Genomic DNA, 16,495 nt, shown 5'->3' with positions numbered 1-16,495 from the left:
ATAAAAGGTTAAAAAGGGTATAACCCTGTCAAGTTTAAGGTTATAAGGTTGGCAGCAACTTTATAACCTTATAACTTTACAGACTAAACTACTGCAGATGCCAGCAATGAGAATTATACGATATTATCTGCCAGCCACAATCTGGATATTACTGGTACTGTATGTATGTACGATACCCGGTGAGAAGATCCCGTCTTCTCCCTTTTTCGAAAAGATCCATATGGATAAGATCGTACATTTCGGGCTATTCGGGGGGACTGTATTCCTCCTGTGTCTGGGTGTATATATGCAAAAGAGGGTGCTCTCCAAATTTACCCTCACCATCATTGCCCTCTCAGCGTCCTTTTATGGTCTCGCTATTGAATATATACAGAAATATATTGCTATTCACCGCAGTTTTGACATGAGCGATGTAGCTGCAGATACTGTTGGCGCCATTGCAGGTATCATTGCATTTAATCTTGTAAGGAAGTGGTGGTTGAAAGAGGAAAAGGCCTGATATGCTGCAGCGTAGCCGGCGCTATACCTTCTCCCATCAACAGGCTGTGATTTTCCCTCGCTAGTTCATACAGATACAAAACGCGGCAATGGGCCATAAAAAAAAGTGCCCCCGTCGGAACGGAGGCACTGTTATCACTGTATTAGTTTAATATTATTGCTGACCTGATTCTTTCTTCGCATCAGATTTCATCTTGTCATTCGCGAAGATGGAGAATTCCACACGACGGTTCTTAGCCTTGTTAGCATCTGAGTTATTAGGCACTACAGGCTGTGTTGCACCATACCAGTAAGGCTGTACACGGTTTGCAGCAACACCCTGCGCTTTCAGGAAATTGCTCACTGCAATTGCACGTCTTTCAGAGAGCTTCATATTGTAGTCATATGTACCCGTAGTATCTGTATGTCCTTCCACACGTACGTAAGTGTCAGGATATTTATTCAGAATGGTAGTCAGTTCTTTAATATTCTGCTGTGCCTGTGCGGTCAGGTCTGATTTGTCAAAACCAAACAGTACGCCGGAAGCAAAAGTCACATTGATACCTTCACCTACACGCTCAACAGTTGCATTTGGCACCTGGTTCTTGATTTCCTGTGCCTGCTTATCCATCTTCTTACCGATCAATACACCAGCGCCGCCACCAACAGCCGCACCAATGATCGCACCTAAGGCAGTATTACCTGCAGCCTTACCGATAATAGCACCGGTTGCAGCACCGCCACCAACGCCAATTACAGCGCCTTTCTTGGTGTTATCCATGCCTTGCCAGGTCTTACAACCAAATAACATCGATGCGGACAGTACAATAGCTACAATAGGAGTTATTCTTTTCATCTTAAATTAGTTTAAACGTTCTTTTAATATTCTGGTAGTTGTTATGTGTTCTTCTAAGACAAATATGCTGCCAGATTTTCAAAGTGGCAGCATACCAGGTAACTAAATATTATTACGGTCGCAAATATAACAAATTATTAACCGCCTACCTTCAGCTTTTCTGCGTTCTCAGCAAACTGCAGCGCCTGTACCATTTCCTGGATCTCACCGTTCATGAAAGCATCCAGGTTATATATGGTCATGCCGATGCGGTGATCGGTTACACGGCCCTGTGGATAATTGTAGGTCCTGATCTTGGCGGAGCGGTCGCCGGTTGACACCAGACTTTTACGCTGGGAAGCAATGGCTTCTTCATGTTTACGCACTGCCGCTTCATAGATACGGCTACGCAGCATCTTCATGGCAATATCCCTGTTGGAGTGCTGGCTACGTCCTTCCTGACACTCTACTACCACACCGGTAGGAATGTGCGTCAGACGTACAGCAGATTCCGTTTTGTTTACGTGCTGACCACCCGCACCAGAGGAACGGAAGGTATCCATCTTGATATCAGCGTCCCTGATATCCACATCCACCTCTTCCGCTTCTGGCAGAATAGCCACCGTGGCGGCAGAAGTATGCACACGGCCCTGAGTTTCAGTTGCCGGTACACGCTGTACGCGGTGTACGCCTGATTCGAACTTCAGGGTACCATATACATCGTCGCCCGTCACTTCCACAACAACTTCCTTATAGCCACCCGCAGCGCCGGCAGTCTCACTCATGATATTGGTGCTCCAGCCTTTCACCTCGCAATAACGCAGGTACATACGCAGCAGGTCTCCGGCAAAGAGGCTCGCCTCATCACCACCGGTACCACCACGGATCTCCAGCATGGCATTCTTTTCATCCTGCGGATCTTTCGGGATCAGCAGGTTGCGGATCGTTTCCTCCGCTTCAACCTTCTGGTTCTGGAGCGATTCAGTTTCCTCCTTCGCCAGTTCCCTCATTTCCTCGTCGCCACTTTCCAGTACTTCTTTATTAAAAGCGATGCTGTCAAGTAGTTTCATATAGGCATCATACGCCTTTACAATCTTTTCCAGCTGGCGGTATTCCTTACTCAGCTTGCTGAACTGTTTATTGTCGCTAACTACCTCAGGGTTAGTCAGTGCCAGCGATACCTGCTCAAAACGGCCCTTTATCGCATCAAGTTTATCTATCATAATTATCTTTGTTGGGAGGATATGAATAATCTTCGGGCTATTCACCTCCTCTGACTGGGCGCAAAATTAATATAATTACTACATGTCTCAACAGCTGAAATTTAAGGGTACTGCATTATTTAACGGGCGACAGTTATTGCCCGGCAGCATGGTACTGGTGTTATCCGATAAGGGGATTGTCCAGGATATTGTGCATGAAAGCGTTGCGGGCGACGATGTACAGCAACTAAACGGCCTGCTGAGTCCCGGTTTTGTCAATACCCATTGCCACCTGGAATTGTCTCATATGGGCGGAGTAGTTCCCGAAGGGACCGGCCTCCCCGCATTCCTGACGAGTGTCATGGAAAAAAGAGGACAACAGGACTCTCAAACCCAGGAGGCTGCTATGCAACAGGCGGCCACAGCTATGTGGGAGAGTGGGATCAGCGCCATTGGCGACATTTGCAACGGAACGGCCTCCCTGGCCGTCAAAAAGGATTCTCCCATATATTATCACTCTTTCATTGAGTGCATGGGCTTTGTTCCCGGCTTTGCCCGGCAACGCTATGAGTATAGCCTGGATGTACTCAGACAGTTCAGGGAACTTGACGGCCCGGGACATTCCTCTTCTATTGTGCCGCACGCGCCTTATTCAGTAAGTGAAGCGCTTTTTTCACTTTTGTCCGCCACGCCAGATAATAGGCCCATCAGCATCCATAACCAGGAATGTGAAGCGGAGAATAGCCTGTATCAGGATAAGACAGGCGCCTTTCTGGATTTCTACAGTCATTTCAATATGGACGCTTCAGCTTTTACAGCCACCGGCACAAACAGTTTGCCGGCATGGCTGCCATGGTTCAAACAACTGCCGATACTATTGGTACATAATACTTATACTACTGAACAGGATATTGCTTTTACAAGGGAACAGGCGCCCCAGGCATACTGGTGCCTCTGCCCGCAGGCAAATCTATATATAGAGAACCGCATACCCGATATTGGCCTGCTGCGCAGTCAGGGCTGCACCATCACCCTGGGCACCGACAGTCTGGCATCCAATCATCAGTTATCTATCTGGCAGGAAATTCAGACCATACGCAAGCACTACTCAAATATTGCACTGGAAGAAATATTACAATGGGCTACGCTGAATGGCGCCAGGGCACTGGGTATTGATGGTAAATATGGTAGCTTCGAAAAGGGCAGACAACCCGGCGTAACATTAATAGATGAGAGAGAAAGTCGCAGGATTCTCTAATTTCGCGCACTGAAGAATGCAAACGTAAACTATGAACAATTTTCTAGACCAGGTTATACTTGGCAACCCTATCCAAAACTATTTTATACTGGCAATTATATTGCTGTTTGTTTCCATGATCAAGCGTTATCTCTCAAGATGGCTGGCTACCCAGCTATATAAAGAGGTACGGCGTTGGGCGCCCGACATTGATCAACATGAATTTTCACACCTGTTGCTGGTACCGCTGGAGTACTTCCTCCTGCTGGTTACCTTCATGCTCACAGTAGATCACCTGAACTTCCCGCCGGAACTTGATGTACCCGTATACAATGGCTATACATTGAAGCTGTTCCTCCATACCGTCATGGAGCTGGCGCTTACGGTATCTATTATATGGATCGTGCTGCGGGTGATCGATTTCATATCCCTCATGATCAGTAAAAGCGCGGACCTCTCTCACGATATCACTGACAATCAGTTTATCGTGTTCTTCCGCGACTTCTTTAAAGCGATCGTGTTCATCTTTGGCGCCATTGCCTTTATACGCATTCTTTTCGGTGCGGTACTGGTGAATAAGATCATTGCAGGTCTCGGTATTGGTGCTGCAGCCCTTGCACTCGCTGCTAAAGAAAGTATAGAGAACCTGATCTGTTCTTTCATTATCTTCTTTGATAAACCTTTCCGTGTAGGCGATTCTGTAAGGGTAGATTCCTTCCAGGGCAATGTTGAAAAGATCGGTCTGCGCAGCACCCGCATCCGTACACAGGAAAAAACATATGTAACCGTACCTAACAAAAAGATGGTAGACAGTGTGCTCGATAATCTTTCGCTGCGTACACACCAGCGTGCTGTATTGCGACTGGAAGTAGCTGGTGACACTCCTGCGGGCAACCTGATGCAGGTACTGCAGGATATCAAGCAATTACTGACCACTCATGAAAAAATACAGGAAGGTTTTATTGTGAACCTGAATGAGTTCACTAAAGACACCTATGTCATTCAGATCATTTACCTGACGCCGGTGATTGAAGGAGTACAATACAATGCGCTCCGTAATGAGATCAATCTGGCGGTAGTTGCCATCCTGGAAAAGAGAGATGCGAAGTTATCCAGTACAAAAGTGGAAATACACGAAAAATAAAAAAATCCCGGGCAGGTTATCTGCCCGGGATTTTCGTTTATGCTGAATAATTAAACTCAGTCTTTATCTTTTCTGTTTGCTTTCAGCAGGATCTTCGCCATATCACTTTCAAGGGATTCACCTACTTCTCCGCTTACACGACCGATCTCTTTTCCTTCACGGAATAAAATAAAGGTAGGCAGCTGCTTTACTTTATAATCCTGCGGTGCGTCGCTGTTCAGTTTTTCATCAGCGCCATAGGTCAGGACCTGTTCTTCAGGGCTACCACCGAGGATCATGATCTTATATAATGCAGGCAGCAATTGACGGCTCTGATCTTCCCATGTACCTACTACAGCTACCACATTAAATTTGCCGCGATTATCCTTGATGTAGTTCAGCATATTATCATTAGGCTGATATCCGTTCACACCAGTATAGAACCAGGCAAAAGCGCTGTCATTCATTAATGTCTTCATTTCTATTTTTCCTTTCAGCGCCTTTTTACCGTTGGATGCACGGCTTGCTGTGGTTTGCGCCCATGTCAGGGTTGACAGTAACAGACCGCCAACCAGGAGTAGTGATTTCAATCGCATAATGTATTTTTATAATTGTTCCTTCAGTTCAGTTAGAAAACCCTTTACCTTTAGCAAAGCTTGTACCATTTCGAAACTGCGGGCTGCCAGTTTCCGATCTTCTTTTAATTTCTGCTTCGCGCCTTCAATGGTGTATTTTCTTTCTCTTAGTAAATGATAGATAAGTTTCAGATGCTGAATGTCCTCCTGGCGGAATAGTCTATCTCCTTTACGGTTCTTTTTAGGCTGTAAAATATCAAACTCATTTTCCCAGTAACGGATCAATGATGTATTCACACGGAACATTGTTGCCACTTCACTAATTGAGTAGTATTGCTTATCCAGCGGGATGGCATCCAGCGCTTTCATCAGATCCGGATCATCTGCGACTTCCTTCAGTGATTTCCTGCCACGTTTTTTTTGTGGCGGCTGTGTGGCCGTAACCGACGTACCTGTGCCTGTAAAAGGAACGGGAGGGAGATTGTCAGGCGGCATCTGCACCTGTATCTTCACTGGTATCTCCACTTCCGGCAAGGGCTTTGGAGGCGGCTTCTGAACAGTAACCTGTTCCGGTACCGGTTCAGGTACTGGTGGTTTCGGTTTCGGATCCGGTGAAGAAAAGAGGTCCAGTTGTTGCATCATGGCACCAAATTACAAAATTCTCCACTGTTATTGCAGGTTCAGCTTTAACAAGTTAGTCGAAAGACTGATTGCCAGAAGCGGCAATCTTCAACATACGGTCAAACTCTTCTGGTGAGAGGTCGTTAAAGAAGAAGTATACGGGATCAACTTTTTCTCCGTTTTTCACTACTTCATAGTGACAGTGAGGGCCGGTTGATTTACCGGTGCTACCCACCCAACCCAGTACTTCGCCACGTTTTACGACAGCACCGGGTTTCACCTTTATGCGCAGCATGTGGCCATATAATGTCTTATAGCCATAACCGTGGTTGATCAACACATGATTGCCATAACCCACAGCGCTGGAACTGGCATCTTCCACAACACCATCGCCGGTAGCATAAATAGGAGTGCCCGCAGGAGCAGCGAAATCAAGTCCGGAGTGATATTTTACAGTTTTATAGATTGGGTCAATACGATAACCGAAACCGGAAGCGATACGTTTCAGGTCTTTGTTAGCAACAGGTTGAATAGCCGGAATAGAAGCCAGCATTTTCTGTTTATTCTTCACCAGGTCGTCAATCTTTTCGTAAGATTTTGCCTGTGTAGCTATGCGGTGCAATAATTCCTGCAGCAGGACGCCGGTACTGGCGATGATCTCACTGCTGGAGAATGACTGTAACTGGGTCAGCTCTTCCTCTTTTTCCTTGCTTCCCGCCCGGGTACTGTCAGGAATAGGAGAGGCTTCGAAAATAACACGGTAGATTTCATTATCCCGGTGCTCCAGTTCACCCAGCTTTGACTTTACCTCGTTCATCCGGTCTTCCATAGCTTCATAGCGCTCGTTCATCACCTCTATTTCCCGCCGTAACCTTTTTTCTTTGGGGGAGTCCAGTACACGATAGGATATCGACAGGAATATAAACCCTGTTACGATGGCAGCAGAGACAAATCCCAGTATTCTCAACAGTTTCACCCGCAGCGATACTACGAGCTTTTCATATTTTAGCGTCTGTGTATTGTAAAAGTATTTTACCTTCTTCATGTACCGGCCTTAAGCATTTAAGCAGAACCTACATCCCGATGGAAGTCCTTTATGTTACTTTTAATAGGGTTATACAGATATGGATGAGAGGGTATATAGACTTTTTCAATATTTTTGCACTCCTTCCGCTGGGCGGCAGGGTGTGCAAACCTAAGGGAAATAGAGTAAAAGGGCAATCTTTTGAGTGTCAATTTTCTAAATACCACTTGTTGGCTTAAAATACAAATTAAAGTCATTTAGGTGACACAAAATTATAATACATACCAATTATTTCAAATACTTATGACAGCTCCTGAGATTCGTCAGCAATTCCTGGACTTTTTTGCGTCCAAAGGCCACCACATCGTGCCTTCTGCTCCTATCGTAGTAAAAAACGACCCTACCCTGCTGTTTACCAACGCGGGCATGAACCAGTTTAAAGACTACTTTCTGGGCAACAGGGCGGCGGCCTGGAAAAGGGTGGCGGATACCCAGAAATGCCTCCGTGTAAGCGGAAAACACAATGACCTGGAGGAAGTGGGCATCGACACCTACCACCATACCATGTTCGAAATGCTGGGTAACTGGAGCTTCGGCGACTATTTTAAGAAAGAAGCTATCGCGTGGAGCTGGGAACTGCTCACCGAGATCTATAAACTTCCTAAAGATCGTCTCTATGTAACTGTTTTTGAAGGAGATGCAAGTGAAAACCTGGAAAAAGACCAGGAAGCCTATGACTTCTGGAAAGAACACATTGCAGAAGACCGCATCCTGATGGGAAATAAAAAAGACAATTTCTGGGAAATGGGAGATACCGGCCCCTGCGGTCCCTGCTCAGAGATCCATGTGGACTGCCGTCCGGACAGTGAAAGAGCCCTGGTAGACGGTAAGACCCTGGTAAATGGGGACAATGCCCAGGTGATCGAGATCTGGAACAATGTATTCATGCAGTTCAACCGCCTGAAAGATAAATCCCTCGAACCGCTCCCTGCGAAACACGTGGATACGGGTATGGGCTTCGAACGTCTGGTAAGAGTGATTCAGGGTAAAAGCTCCAACTACGACACAGATGTATTCTCCGGCACTATAGAACATACAGAAAAACTGGCCGGGCTGAAATATGGCCGTACAGACAGCAAACAGGACGTGGCTTTCCGCGTGATAGCAGACCACATCCGCGCTATCTGCTTCGCTATCGCCGATGGCCAGCTGCCTTCCAACAATGGCGCAGGCTATGTGATCCGCCGTATCCTCCGCCGTGCGGTAAGGTATTACTTCTCCTTCCTGAATCAGAAGAAACCTTTGCTGCATGAACTGGTGCCGGTACTGGCGCAGCAGTTTGCCAATGTATTCCCCGAATTACTGCAGCAGGTGGACTTTGTGACCAAAGTAGTATTCGAAGAAGAAAATAACTTCCTCCGCACCCTGGATAGTGGTATCCGCAGGATAGAAGACTTCATGGGCGCCGCTAAACAGAAATCTGTTGATGGCAGAACAGCCTTTGAACTATATGATACTTATGGCTTCCCATATGACCTCACCAGCCTGATAGCAGGTGAAAATAGCTTTACCGTCGATGAGGCAGGCTTTAAGGTTGCCATGCAGGAACAAAAAGACCGCTCCCGCGCAGCTACTGAACTGGATATGGGCGACTGGACCGTGCTGGATGAGAACCCGGTATCTGTTTTTGTCGGCTACGAGCTGTCAGAAGCAGAAACCTCCGTTACAAAATACCGTAAGATCAAGTCAAAAGGTAAGGAACAGTACCAACTGGTATTGTCCCAGACTCCTTTCTATGCAGAAAGCGGCGGACAGGTAGGAGACACCGGTACACTCACCTTCAATGGTGAATCTATCAACGTGACAGACACCAAAAAGGAAAATAACCTGATCGTTCATTTCATAGATAAATTACCGGCTGACATTACCACCACTGCCAAAGCGGTGATCAACAAAAAGAACCGTCAGTTTACCACGCTGAACCACTCTGCCACCCACCTCCTGCATGCGGCGCTCCGCCAGGTACTGGGTACCCATGTGGCACAGAAAGGTTCCCTGGTAAATCCGGAATACCTGCGTTTTGACTTCTCCCACTTCGCCAAGGTAACTGACGAAGAGTTGGAAAAGATAGAAAACATCGTCAATGAAAAGATCCGTGCCAACATCCCGGTAGTGATCAGGGAACTGCCGAAAGATGAAGCCATGAAACTGGGCGCTATGGCCCTCTTTGGCGAGAAGTACGGCGATGTTGTACGTGTGGTGATGATGGATCCTGCTTACTCTGTAGAGCTTTGTGGTGGTACCCATATCGGCGCTACCGGTGAACTGGGTCTGTTCAAATTTACAGCAGAAAGCGCTGTAGCTGCGGGCGTACGCCGTATTGAAGCCTTAACCGGCAGCAATGCGCTGGCATTTGTAGATACACAGCTAAAACAGCTGAGGGACATCAAAGCAGCCCTCAAGAATCCGAAAGATCCTATCGCTGCTGTCGAGACCCTGCTGCAGGACAAAACATCACTGGAAAAACAGCTGGAAGTACTGGAACAGGAGAAAGTACGCCAGTTATCTGCCGGCCTGCAGAAACAGGTGGAACAGATCAATGGCATCAACTTCCTCGGTAAGATCGTGGATGTAAATAGTGCAGATGCGCTGAAACAACTGTGTTTCGCCCTGAAGAATGAAATAGAGAATCATGTACTGATCTTCGCTGCGAATATTGGCGGTAAGGCGAATGTAGCCCTCATGATCTCTGAGAACCTGGTAGCTGAGAAAGGACTGGAAGCGCCTAAGATCATCAAAGAAAAGATCGCTCCGATCATCAAAGGCGGTGGCGGCGGACAGAAATCGTTCGCAACTGCCGGCGGACAGGAAGCGGGTCAGCTGGATCAGGTGATCTCGCAGGTGAAGGCGATATTGTAAAAGAGAAGATAAAATTTGCGACATAAAAAAGGGCCTGTATCAAAAGTAGCATACAGGCCCTTCTTGTTCGTATACCTGATGAATTAAGGTAATCTTTTAGGCGCTTATAAGAACGTGCATTTATTTCTGCTATATCCCCTCTTTTTTTATCGCAATTCAATCATCGCATTATTTCTTCGCATCATCAACCGGAGGCGGTATCGTTATTCGAAGAGGCTTTGAACGGACGGCCTCGGCAAATTTCATCTGATACCCCCGCTACTATCCAGGAATATCCTTACAACTTCGTGATCAGCCAGTTTTGTAAAGTCGATTACTTTCTTCGAACAATGCCCACAATATCTCCCGTTATCCACAGGATTCATATCGTTCCATGACTGTGTGCAGGGCACCGGGATATCCACCTTAAACGGGATTCTTCTTTTCATAGATAACAACAGGGATTTCATCAAAAGTACCTTTTGTTATGTATCCATACTTCCCCGCTTCGCCTATTTTAACTTTTCGTTTATTATAAGCCCTCCTAAATTTGCCTTGTTAACTACAATTCACTACATAAAAAGGAGGAAATTATGAGCAAGCTATTGCAGACCCTCACACTGGCAAGCATTACCTGCTTTGCTTTCAGCTCTGCCACCATCGCCCAGGATAAAAGGGGCGATAAACTGGGAGAGTACGATGAGATCGTTATCAAACGCAACAGTAACAAGGATGGAAAGGTGACCATCGAGATTAAGGATGGCAATGTACTGGTAGACGGGGAGAAAATGGATGCGTATAAGGATGGAGATCTGTCTGTATATAGACGCCGCATCAGGCCTGTAGATGGTAATAACTTCAATTTTGCACCCCGTGGAGGCATACAGCTCTTCAACGACGATGATAATGACGATGCTGCCGGCGGTATGATGGATATCAAACCAGGTAAGGCCGTTCTGGGCGTATTCACTGAAAAGAAAGAAGCTGCAGGCGCCACTGTGCGTGAAGTAGCCAAGGAAAGCCCTGCTGAAAAAGCAGGTATTAAAACAGGCGATGTCATCACCCGTGTAGATGCTGATAAGATCAATGAGCCACAGGACCTGTTTGAAAAGATCGGCGCCCACGATCCTGGCGATAAGGTAACCATCACTTACCTGCGCGACAAAAAGGAATATACTGCTACAGTCACCCTGGATGAAAGAAAAGGAGCTGGTACACTGGAACTCTTCCCCCGTGGCGGAGCTCAGGGCTTCCGTCGCGCTCCCCGAGGAGAATTTAACTTCGGTGATAATTTCCCTGGACCTGGCGGTACTAACCGTTTCCGTGGCTTTAACGAAGATAATGACGTCAAACTGGGATTATCTGTACAGGATACTGAAGAAGGCAACGGTGCAGAAGTATTAAGCGTAACGCCGGGTTCCGCAGCTGAAAAGGCCGGGTTTAAAGCCAAGGACATCATTACTGAACTGGCAGGTGACGCTGTTAATTCCACCCGCGATGTGGCCAATGCTTATCGTGCCAATAAGGATAAAAGCACTATCACGGCCCAGGTGAAAAGGGGTGGTCAGCAGAAGACATTGGAAGTTAAAGTACCAAAGAAATTACATAAAGCTGATTTGTAAACCAGATAAGCGGTCGACGTAAAAAGGATGCTTCCCCTCAGAAGCATCCTTTTTTTATATCCATAGATTAAGTATTTCAGATCCAACGCTTAGGTGTATTAAAGTCAGGCATAACATATTTATCTATTATAAAAACCATTCTTCTATAAATTAGTACATAGTAAGGTATTCATACAGTCTATGTAAAGCTTCTCTCATAGCCTGTTCTCGGAGATAACCCATATATAACCCATATATAAGCCATATATGACCCATATATAACCCATATTTAAAAGGTATGGATTATATATGGGTTATATATGGGTTTAGAATAGCTTACTTATGAGTTATTATAAAGAATGCATAGGTATAAAGCAGGCCTTAGCGTACGACAAAAGCCGTACGCTAAGGCTGGTATTGAACTATATGGATCTTACTTATTTGATGGCTGAAGATGCCGGTGAGTGCGAATACTGATATTATATTATCGCCTGTTCTACACATTACCTCCCTTTCTTCGTCGCGTCTTCTCTGCTTCTTCTATGCTTGTTCTCTCAGGCAAAAAGAGGGATAAAAAACATAATTAATTAACAAACAACGAGTTAACATTTCAGAGACTATGTTATTAGCTCAAAATAACATATCAAAATAGTATCAGCCCCTTATCTCATCAACCAACGGACTATTTTCAGCTTGTTCCTGAAGGGCGGATACTTCATGGCCACGTCTATCCAGGTACCGGTTTTCATGATGCTTTTGGGGTGTGTAAACGTCATAAAACTATATTTCCCATGATACTGCCCCATGCCGCTATGACCTACGCCACCGAAAGGCAGTTCGGGGTTTGTAAAGTGTCCGAGGGTGTTATTGATACATCCTCCGCCAAAACTAAGCTGCTCAGTAACAGCCTTTTCGGTACTGCTTCTTTTGGTGAACAGATACAGGGACAATGGTTGCGGTTGCTGTCTGACCAGGCTGATGGCTTCCTCCAGCGCGCCGAACGTAAGCACCGGCAGGACAGGGCCGAATATTTCTTCCTGCATGACGGGACTGTCCCAGGTTACGTCTTCCAGTAGTGTAGGCGATATAAACAACTCACTTTCATCAGCAGTTCCCCCATGTACCACCTTACCCTGTTGCAAATAGGTGTTCAATACCCCAAACCGCTTTTTGTTAATGATCCGGGCATAGTCCGGACTAGCAGCAGGATCTTCCCCGAAAAACTGAACGACCGCCTTCTTCATTGCCTCCACCAGTTCATCCTTCACACTACTGTGTACCAGCACATAATCCGGTGCTATACAGGTCTGCCCGGCGTTCCAGAATTTTCCCCATATGATACGTCTGGCTGCCACCCGGATGTTTACCTTATCGTCCACAATAACAGGCGATTTCCCTCCCAGTTCCAGCGTAACCGGCGTGAGGTGGGGGATTGCCAGCTCCATGACCTTACGGCCGATGACAGCACTTCCGGTAAAGAATACATGATCAAAACGGTGCTGCATCAGGTCGGGAATGACCACTCCGCCATCTCCCTCCACGGCGGTAATATAAGCCGGGTCAAAGGTTTCCCTGACCAGGGAAGCTATTACTGCGGATGTTTGGGGCGCCAGTTCAGACGGTTTTACTACCGCGCAGTTCCCGCCGGCAATGGCCCCTGCCAGCGGCGCCAGGACCAGCTGAAAAGGATAATTCCACGGCCCTATGATCAGGGTTAAGCCCAACGGCGCCCGGTGGATCCTGCTCTTGCTGGGATACATGATAAAAGGGCTGCTGACATCTTCCGGTTTCATCCACCGTTTAAGATTGCTGAGCAGATACGCTATTTCGACATAAAGGAACCCTATTTCGCTACTGTAAGCTTCAACGGGGTGTTTGTGCAGATCGGCATGTAAAGCGGCCAGAATATCCTTTTCCCGCTCTTTAATGGCCATTTTCAGCAACTTAAGCTGGCGACGGCGGAATTTATAGGAGAGCGTCTTACCGGACGCAAAAAAGGTTTGTTGTGCGTTATAGACATCCTGGGTATTCATACTACCTGAAGGTACTGAAAATGATAAAAGTGGAGATTGTTCGCTTAATCCGAAAGAGAGGTATAGGAAAAACAGAATATAGGTTGAACGGTTCTGCAATACAAGAATACTAAAATTTTGTTAAATTCCAATAATATTCTCGGGATTCCCCTTTCTACCCTTCATTATATATATTTGCGCTAATAGCAGAAGATCATCATGAGCGCAGCCATCGATTTTGACAAATATGAGGTAGTAATTGGCCTGGAAGTACACGCCCAGTTACTGACAGAGAGCAAATTATTTTGTGGAGACAGTGCAGCTTTCGGAGGCGCGCCCAATACCCATATCAGTCCTATTACACTGGGCCACCCCGGTACGCTTCCCGTACTGAACCGCAAGGCGGTGGAATATGCCATCCGCCTGGGATTGGCATGCCAGAGCAGGATTGAAAGGGAAAACTATTTTGCCCGTAAGAACTATTTCTACCCTGATCTCCCGAAAGGATATCAGATTTCACAACATACTGCCCCCATCTGTGACGGAGGAATTGTCACTATTCCCGTAACCGGAGGCGAACGGCAGATCAAACTGAACCGCATTCACCTGGAAGAAGATGCCGGAAAATCCATGCACGACCAGGATCCATCGTTCACCATGGTGGATTACAACCGTGCCGGTGTGCCCCTGGTGGAGATCGTAACAGAACCCGACCTGCACAACAGTGACGAGGTATACTCTTTCCTGACTACCCTCCGCAGGCTGGTACGCTGGCTGGATGTATGTGATGGTAACATGGAGGAAGGAAGTATGCGCTGTGACGCCAATATTTCTATCCGTCTGAAAGGAGAGACAAGACTGGGTACCAAAGTAGAAGTAAAGAACCTCAACTCCATCCGTAACGTAAAACGTGCGGTAGAGGGAGAAATAAAACGCCAGATCACTATTGTGGAAAGCGGCGGCACCATCATGCAGGAAACACGGAGTTTCGATGCCGGCAACGGTACATCATTCTCCCTGCGTTCCAAGGAGGAAGCCAATGACTACCGCTATTTCCCTGATCCGGACCTGGCGCCATTCCATCTGACAGAAGAATACCTGGACAGCATACAGAACGCACTGCCCGAACTGCCGGAGGCTATGGTGCAACGGTATGTAAGCCAGTTCGGACTGCCCGGGTACGACGCCCGCGTGATCTGTGATGACAAGGCAACGGCAGACTATTACGAACAGGTAGCAACGATCATTCCTGCACATAAAGCAGTGGCCAACTGGTTACTGGGCCCGGTTAAATCCACCCTCAATGAACAGGGTGCGTCTATGACGGAATTCCCATTAGCGCCAGCTGCATTGGCAGGCCTGATACAACTTGTTGAAGACGGAAAGGTGAGCTTCTCCATTGCCTCTTCCCGCATCTTCCCGGAACTGTTGCAAAACCCTGCAGAGCAGCCATTGGATATTGCTACCCGCCTTAACCTCCTTCAGGATAACAATGCAAATAACATTGCACCTATTATTGATGAAGTCCTCGCTAAGTATCCGGATAAAGTAGCCGAATTCCGCAGTGGTAAAAAAGGATTGATGGGACTCTTTGTAGGAGAGGTGATGAAACTCTCCAAAGGCAAAGCTGATCCAAAACTGACAAACCAGCTGCTGGCAGAAAAACTGAAATAACTATAACTGATCAATATGAAGAAATTTGCTTTATGGGCAGTAGCCGGACTATTCCTGGCCAGCTGTTCACAACAGACAGAGAAGGGCGATTTTGTTATCAATGCACATATAGACAATGCTCCTTTGGGTAAAATATACCTGGAGGAACTGACGCTGGAAGAAGCGAAGATCGTGGACACTGCTGTGATAAAAGATGCCAGCGGTAAATTCACCCTCAAAGGTATGCTGCCGGAACAGGCGCTTTACCGTATCCGTTTCGCTGAAAATAACCGTTTTATCCTGCTGGGCCTCGATGCCGGTACTATGAGCATCGACGGTGATTATAACCACCTGGAACAGGTTAAAATTGAGAATTCCGAAGCCTCTTCAGAAATACAGCAACTGCTGAATGAAGTGAGCACAAAGAATATAGCGCTGACAACTGAAATGAAAACCCTGGATAGCCTCTATCAGGCCAAAACGCCCGACAGCGTGATGAAACCACGGGTTACTGCTTTCCAGGCCAGACAAAAGGAACTTGAACAGTTCATCATGAAAGCGGCAACAGACACAAAATCTCCTGCTGTAGCTGCATTCGCACTGAGTATGGTGAGCACGCCTACCTTGCTGCAGGATCAGAAAGTGATCAACGAAATAAAGACCCGTTTTCCTGAAAACACACTGATCACCAGCTTCACCGACAAGCTGAACGAAATATCCAAAAAGGATGCTTCTCCGGGAACAGATGCCATGGCCGGTGAAGAGGAGAATATGACAGCTGTTAAGATCGGCCAGGTAGCGCCCGACTTTACACTGCCCGACCTGTCAGGAAAAGCCACCAGCCTTAGTTCTTTCAAAGGTAAATATGTACTGGTAGATTTCTGGGCCAGCTGGTGCAAACCATGCCGCATGGAAAATCCGAACGTTGTACAGGCTTATAACACTTACAAGAATAAAAACTTCACTATCCTCGGCGTATCTCTCGACAGAACAAAAGAGGCATGGGCAAAAGCGATACAGGCAGATGGCCTTACCTGGACCCATGTGAGTGATCTGAAATTCTGGGAATCTGCAGTTGTTCCTTTATACGGACTGAACTCCATTCCATCCAACATGCTGCTCGATCCGGAAGGAAAGGTAATCGCTATCGGACTGAGAGGCCCTGAGTTACAGGGCAAGCTTCAGGAAGTGTTGAAATAAAATTATCACAGCAAATAAAAAAAAGCGTCCGCCAAAG

14 protein-coding genes are annotated in these 16,495 nt (G+C 46.7%); 7 read left to right on the top strand and 7 right to left on the bottom strand.

What is annotated here, in order from left to right; all coding sequences use genetic code 11:
* The first annotated feature begins 97 nt into the window (after positions 1-97).
* Positions 98-499 carry a VanZ family protein gene (locus tag F3I09_RS07290; RefSeq protein ID WP_149694376.1) on the top strand — a complete coding sequence of 134 codons (402 nt, stop codon included), beginning with the start codon at positions 98-100 and terminating at the stop codon, positions 497-499.
* A 153-nt stretch (positions 500-652) separates the two neighbouring features.
* Here F3I09_RS07290 and F3I09_RS07285 read toward each other — a convergent pair whose 3' ends face one another.
* Entirely contained in the window at positions 653-1,333 is a 681-nt protein-coding gene (locus F3I09_RS07285; RefSeq protein WP_149694375.1) for an OmpA family protein, read from the bottom strand.
* A gap of 137 nt (positions 1,334-1,470) precedes the next feature.
* Positions 1,471-2,535 carry a peptide chain release factor 1 gene (gene prfA, locus F3I09_RS07280; protein WP_149694374.1) on the bottom strand — a complete coding sequence of 355 codons (1,065 nt, stop codon included), beginning with the start codon at positions 2,533-2,535 and terminating at the stop codon, positions 1,471-1,473.
* Between the two features lie 82 nt (positions 2,536-2,617).
* Between prfA and F3I09_RS07275 the strand changes: the two genes are divergently transcribed.
* Both F3I09_RS07275 and F3I09_RS07270 read left to right on the top strand, forming a co-directional pair.
* The gene (locus F3I09_RS07275; protein WP_149694373.1) at positions 2,618-3,772 is read left to right on the top strand and encodes an amidohydrolase family protein; all 1,155 of its coding nucleotides are present in this window, start codon (positions 2,618-2,620) and stop codon (positions 3,770-3,772) included.
* A gap of 31 nt (positions 3,773-3,803) precedes the next feature.
* Positions 3,804-4,895: a mechanosensitive ion channel family protein gene (locus F3I09_RS07270; RefSeq protein WP_149694372.1), complete on the top strand. Its 1,092-nt coding sequence runs from the start codon at positions 3,804-3,806 to the stop codon at positions 4,893-4,895.
* 56 nt (positions 4,896-4,951) lie between these two features.
* On the opposite strand, the gene F3I09_RS07265 is transcribed toward F3I09_RS07270, so the two are convergent.
* Genes F3I09_RS07265 through F3I09_RS07255 form a run of 3 tightly spaced genes read right to left on the bottom strand, consistent with a single transcriptional unit; the run spans position 4,952 to position 7,115 of the window.
* Positions 4,952-5,470: a thioredoxin family protein gene (locus tag F3I09_RS07265; RefSeq protein WP_149694371.1), complete on the bottom strand. Its 519-nt coding sequence runs from the start codon at positions 5,468-5,470 to the stop codon at positions 4,952-4,954.
* A 9-nt stretch (positions 5,471-5,479) separates the two neighbouring features.
* Positions 5,480-6,091 carry a MerR family transcriptional regulator gene (locus tag F3I09_RS34350; RefSeq protein ID WP_223233163.1) on the bottom strand — a complete coding sequence of 204 codons (612 nt, stop codon included), beginning with the start codon at positions 6,089-6,091 and terminating at the stop codon, positions 5,480-5,482.
* Positions 6,092-6,143: 52 nt separating this feature from the next.
* Positions 6,144-7,115: a M23 family metallopeptidase gene (locus F3I09_RS07255; protein ID WP_149694370.1), complete on the bottom strand. Its 972-nt coding sequence runs from the start codon at positions 7,113-7,115 to the stop codon at positions 6,144-6,146.
* Positions 7,116-7,397: 282 nt separating this feature from the next.
* Here F3I09_RS07255 and alaS point away from each other — a divergent pair, with 282 nt between their 5' ends.
* Positions 7,398-10,013, top strand: coding sequence for an alanine--tRNA ligase (gene alaS, locus F3I09_RS07250; RefSeq protein WP_149694369.1), 2,616 nt, complete (start codon positions 7,398-7,400; stop codon positions 10,011-10,013).
* A 242-nt stretch (positions 10,014-10,255) separates the two neighbouring features.
* Here alaS and F3I09_RS07245 read toward each other — a convergent pair whose 3' ends face one another.
* Positions 10,256-10,441 carry a hypothetical protein gene (locus F3I09_RS07245; RefSeq protein WP_149694368.1) on the bottom strand — a complete coding sequence of 62 codons (186 nt, stop codon included), beginning with the start codon at positions 10,439-10,441 and terminating at the stop codon, positions 10,256-10,258.
* Positions 10,442-10,585: 144 nt separating this feature from the next.
* On the opposite strand from F3I09_RS07245, the gene F3I09_RS07240 reads away from it, so the two are divergent.
* On the top strand, positions 10,586-11,614 hold the full coding sequence (locus F3I09_RS07240; protein ID WP_149694367.1) for a PDZ domain-containing protein: 1,029 nt from the start codon (positions 10,586-10,588) through the stop codon (positions 11,612-11,614).
* A gap of 641 nt (positions 11,615-12,255) precedes the next feature.
* On the opposite strand, the gene F3I09_RS07235 is transcribed toward F3I09_RS07240, so the two are convergent.
* Positions 12,256-13,626, bottom strand: coding sequence for an aldehyde dehydrogenase (locus F3I09_RS07235; RefSeq protein WP_149694366.1), 1,371 nt, complete (start codon positions 13,624-13,626; stop codon positions 12,256-12,258).
* A gap of 198 nt (positions 13,627-13,824) precedes the next feature.
* Between F3I09_RS07235 and gatB the strand changes: the two genes are divergently transcribed.
* Positions 13,825-15,279, top strand: coding sequence for an Asp-tRNA(Asn)/Glu-tRNA(Gln) amidotransferase subunit GatB (gene gatB, locus F3I09_RS07230; RefSeq protein ID WP_188133716.1), 1,455 nt, complete (start codon positions 13,825-13,827; stop codon positions 15,277-15,279).
* 15 nt (positions 15,280-15,294) lie between these two features.
* A complete protein-coding gene (locus F3I09_RS07225; RefSeq protein ID WP_223233162.1) occupies positions 15,295-16,458 on the top strand; it encodes a TlpA disulfide reductase family protein in 1,164 nt (387 codons plus the stop codon).
* Positions 16,459-16,495 lie beyond the last annotated feature (37 nt).

The organism is Chitinophaga sp. CF418, assembly GCF_900142925.1.
GTDB lineage: Bacteria > Bacteroidota > Bacteroidia > Chitinophagales > Chitinophagaceae > Chitinophaga.
This window is presented reverse-complemented; position numbering and strand designations above follow the sequence as displayed.

What these genes read in the sequence shown, in the direction of transcription:
- F3I09_RS07265 (WP_149694371.1), bottom strand. Translation starts at nt 5,470, where the DNA reads ATGCGATTGAAATCACTACTCCTGGTTGGCGGTCTGTTACTGTCAACC.
- F3I09_RS07225 (WP_223233162.1), top strand. Translation starts at nt 15,295, where the DNA reads ATGAAGAAATTTGCTTTATGGGCAGTAGCCGGACTATTCCTGGCCAGC.
- F3I09_RS34350 (WP_223233163.1), bottom strand. Translation starts at nt 6,091, where the DNA reads ATGATGCAACAACTGGACCTCTTTTCTTCACCGGATCCGAAACCGAAA.
- F3I09_RS07285 (WP_149694375.1), bottom strand. Translation starts at nt 1,333, where the DNA reads ATGAAAAGAATAACTCCTATTGTAGCTATTGTACTGTCCGCATCGATG.
- F3I09_RS07290 (WP_149694376.1), top strand. Translation starts at nt 98, where the DNA reads ATGCCAGCAATGAGAATTATACGATATTATCTGCCAGCCACAATCTGG.
- F3I09_RS07255 (WP_149694370.1), bottom strand. Translation starts at nt 7,115, where the DNA reads ATGAAGAAGGTAAAATACTTTTACAATACACAGACGCTAAAATATGAA.
- alaS (WP_149694369.1), top strand. Translation starts at nt 7,398, where the DNA reads ATGACAGCTCCTGAGATTCGTCAGCAATTCCTGGACTTTTTTGCGTCC.
- F3I09_RS07275 (WP_149694373.1), top strand. Translation starts at nt 2,618, where the DNA reads ATGTCTCAACAGCTGAAATTTAAGGGTACTGCATTATTTAACGGGCGA.
- prfA (WP_149694374.1), bottom strand. Translation starts at nt 2,535, where the DNA reads ATGATAGATAAACTTGATGCGATAAAGGGCCGTTTTGAGCAGGTATCG.
- F3I09_RS07240 (WP_149694367.1), top strand. Translation starts at nt 10,586, where the DNA reads ATGAGCAAGCTATTGCAGACCCTCACACTGGCAAGCATTACCTGCTTT.
- F3I09_RS07245 (WP_149694368.1), bottom strand. Translation starts at nt 10,441, where the DNA reads ATGAAAAGAAGAATCCCGTTTAAGGTGGATATCCCGGTGCCCTGCACA.
- gatB (WP_188133716.1), top strand. Translation starts at nt 13,825, where the DNA reads ATGAGCGCAGCCATCGATTTTGACAAATATGAGGTAGTAATTGGCCTG.
- F3I09_RS07235 (WP_149694366.1), bottom strand. Translation starts at nt 13,626, where the DNA reads ATGAATACCCAGGATGTCTATAACGCACAACAAACCTTTTTTGCGTCC.
- F3I09_RS07270 (WP_149694372.1), top strand. Translation starts at nt 3,804, where the DNA reads ATGAACAATTTTCTAGACCAGGTTATACTTGGCAACCCTATCCAAAAC.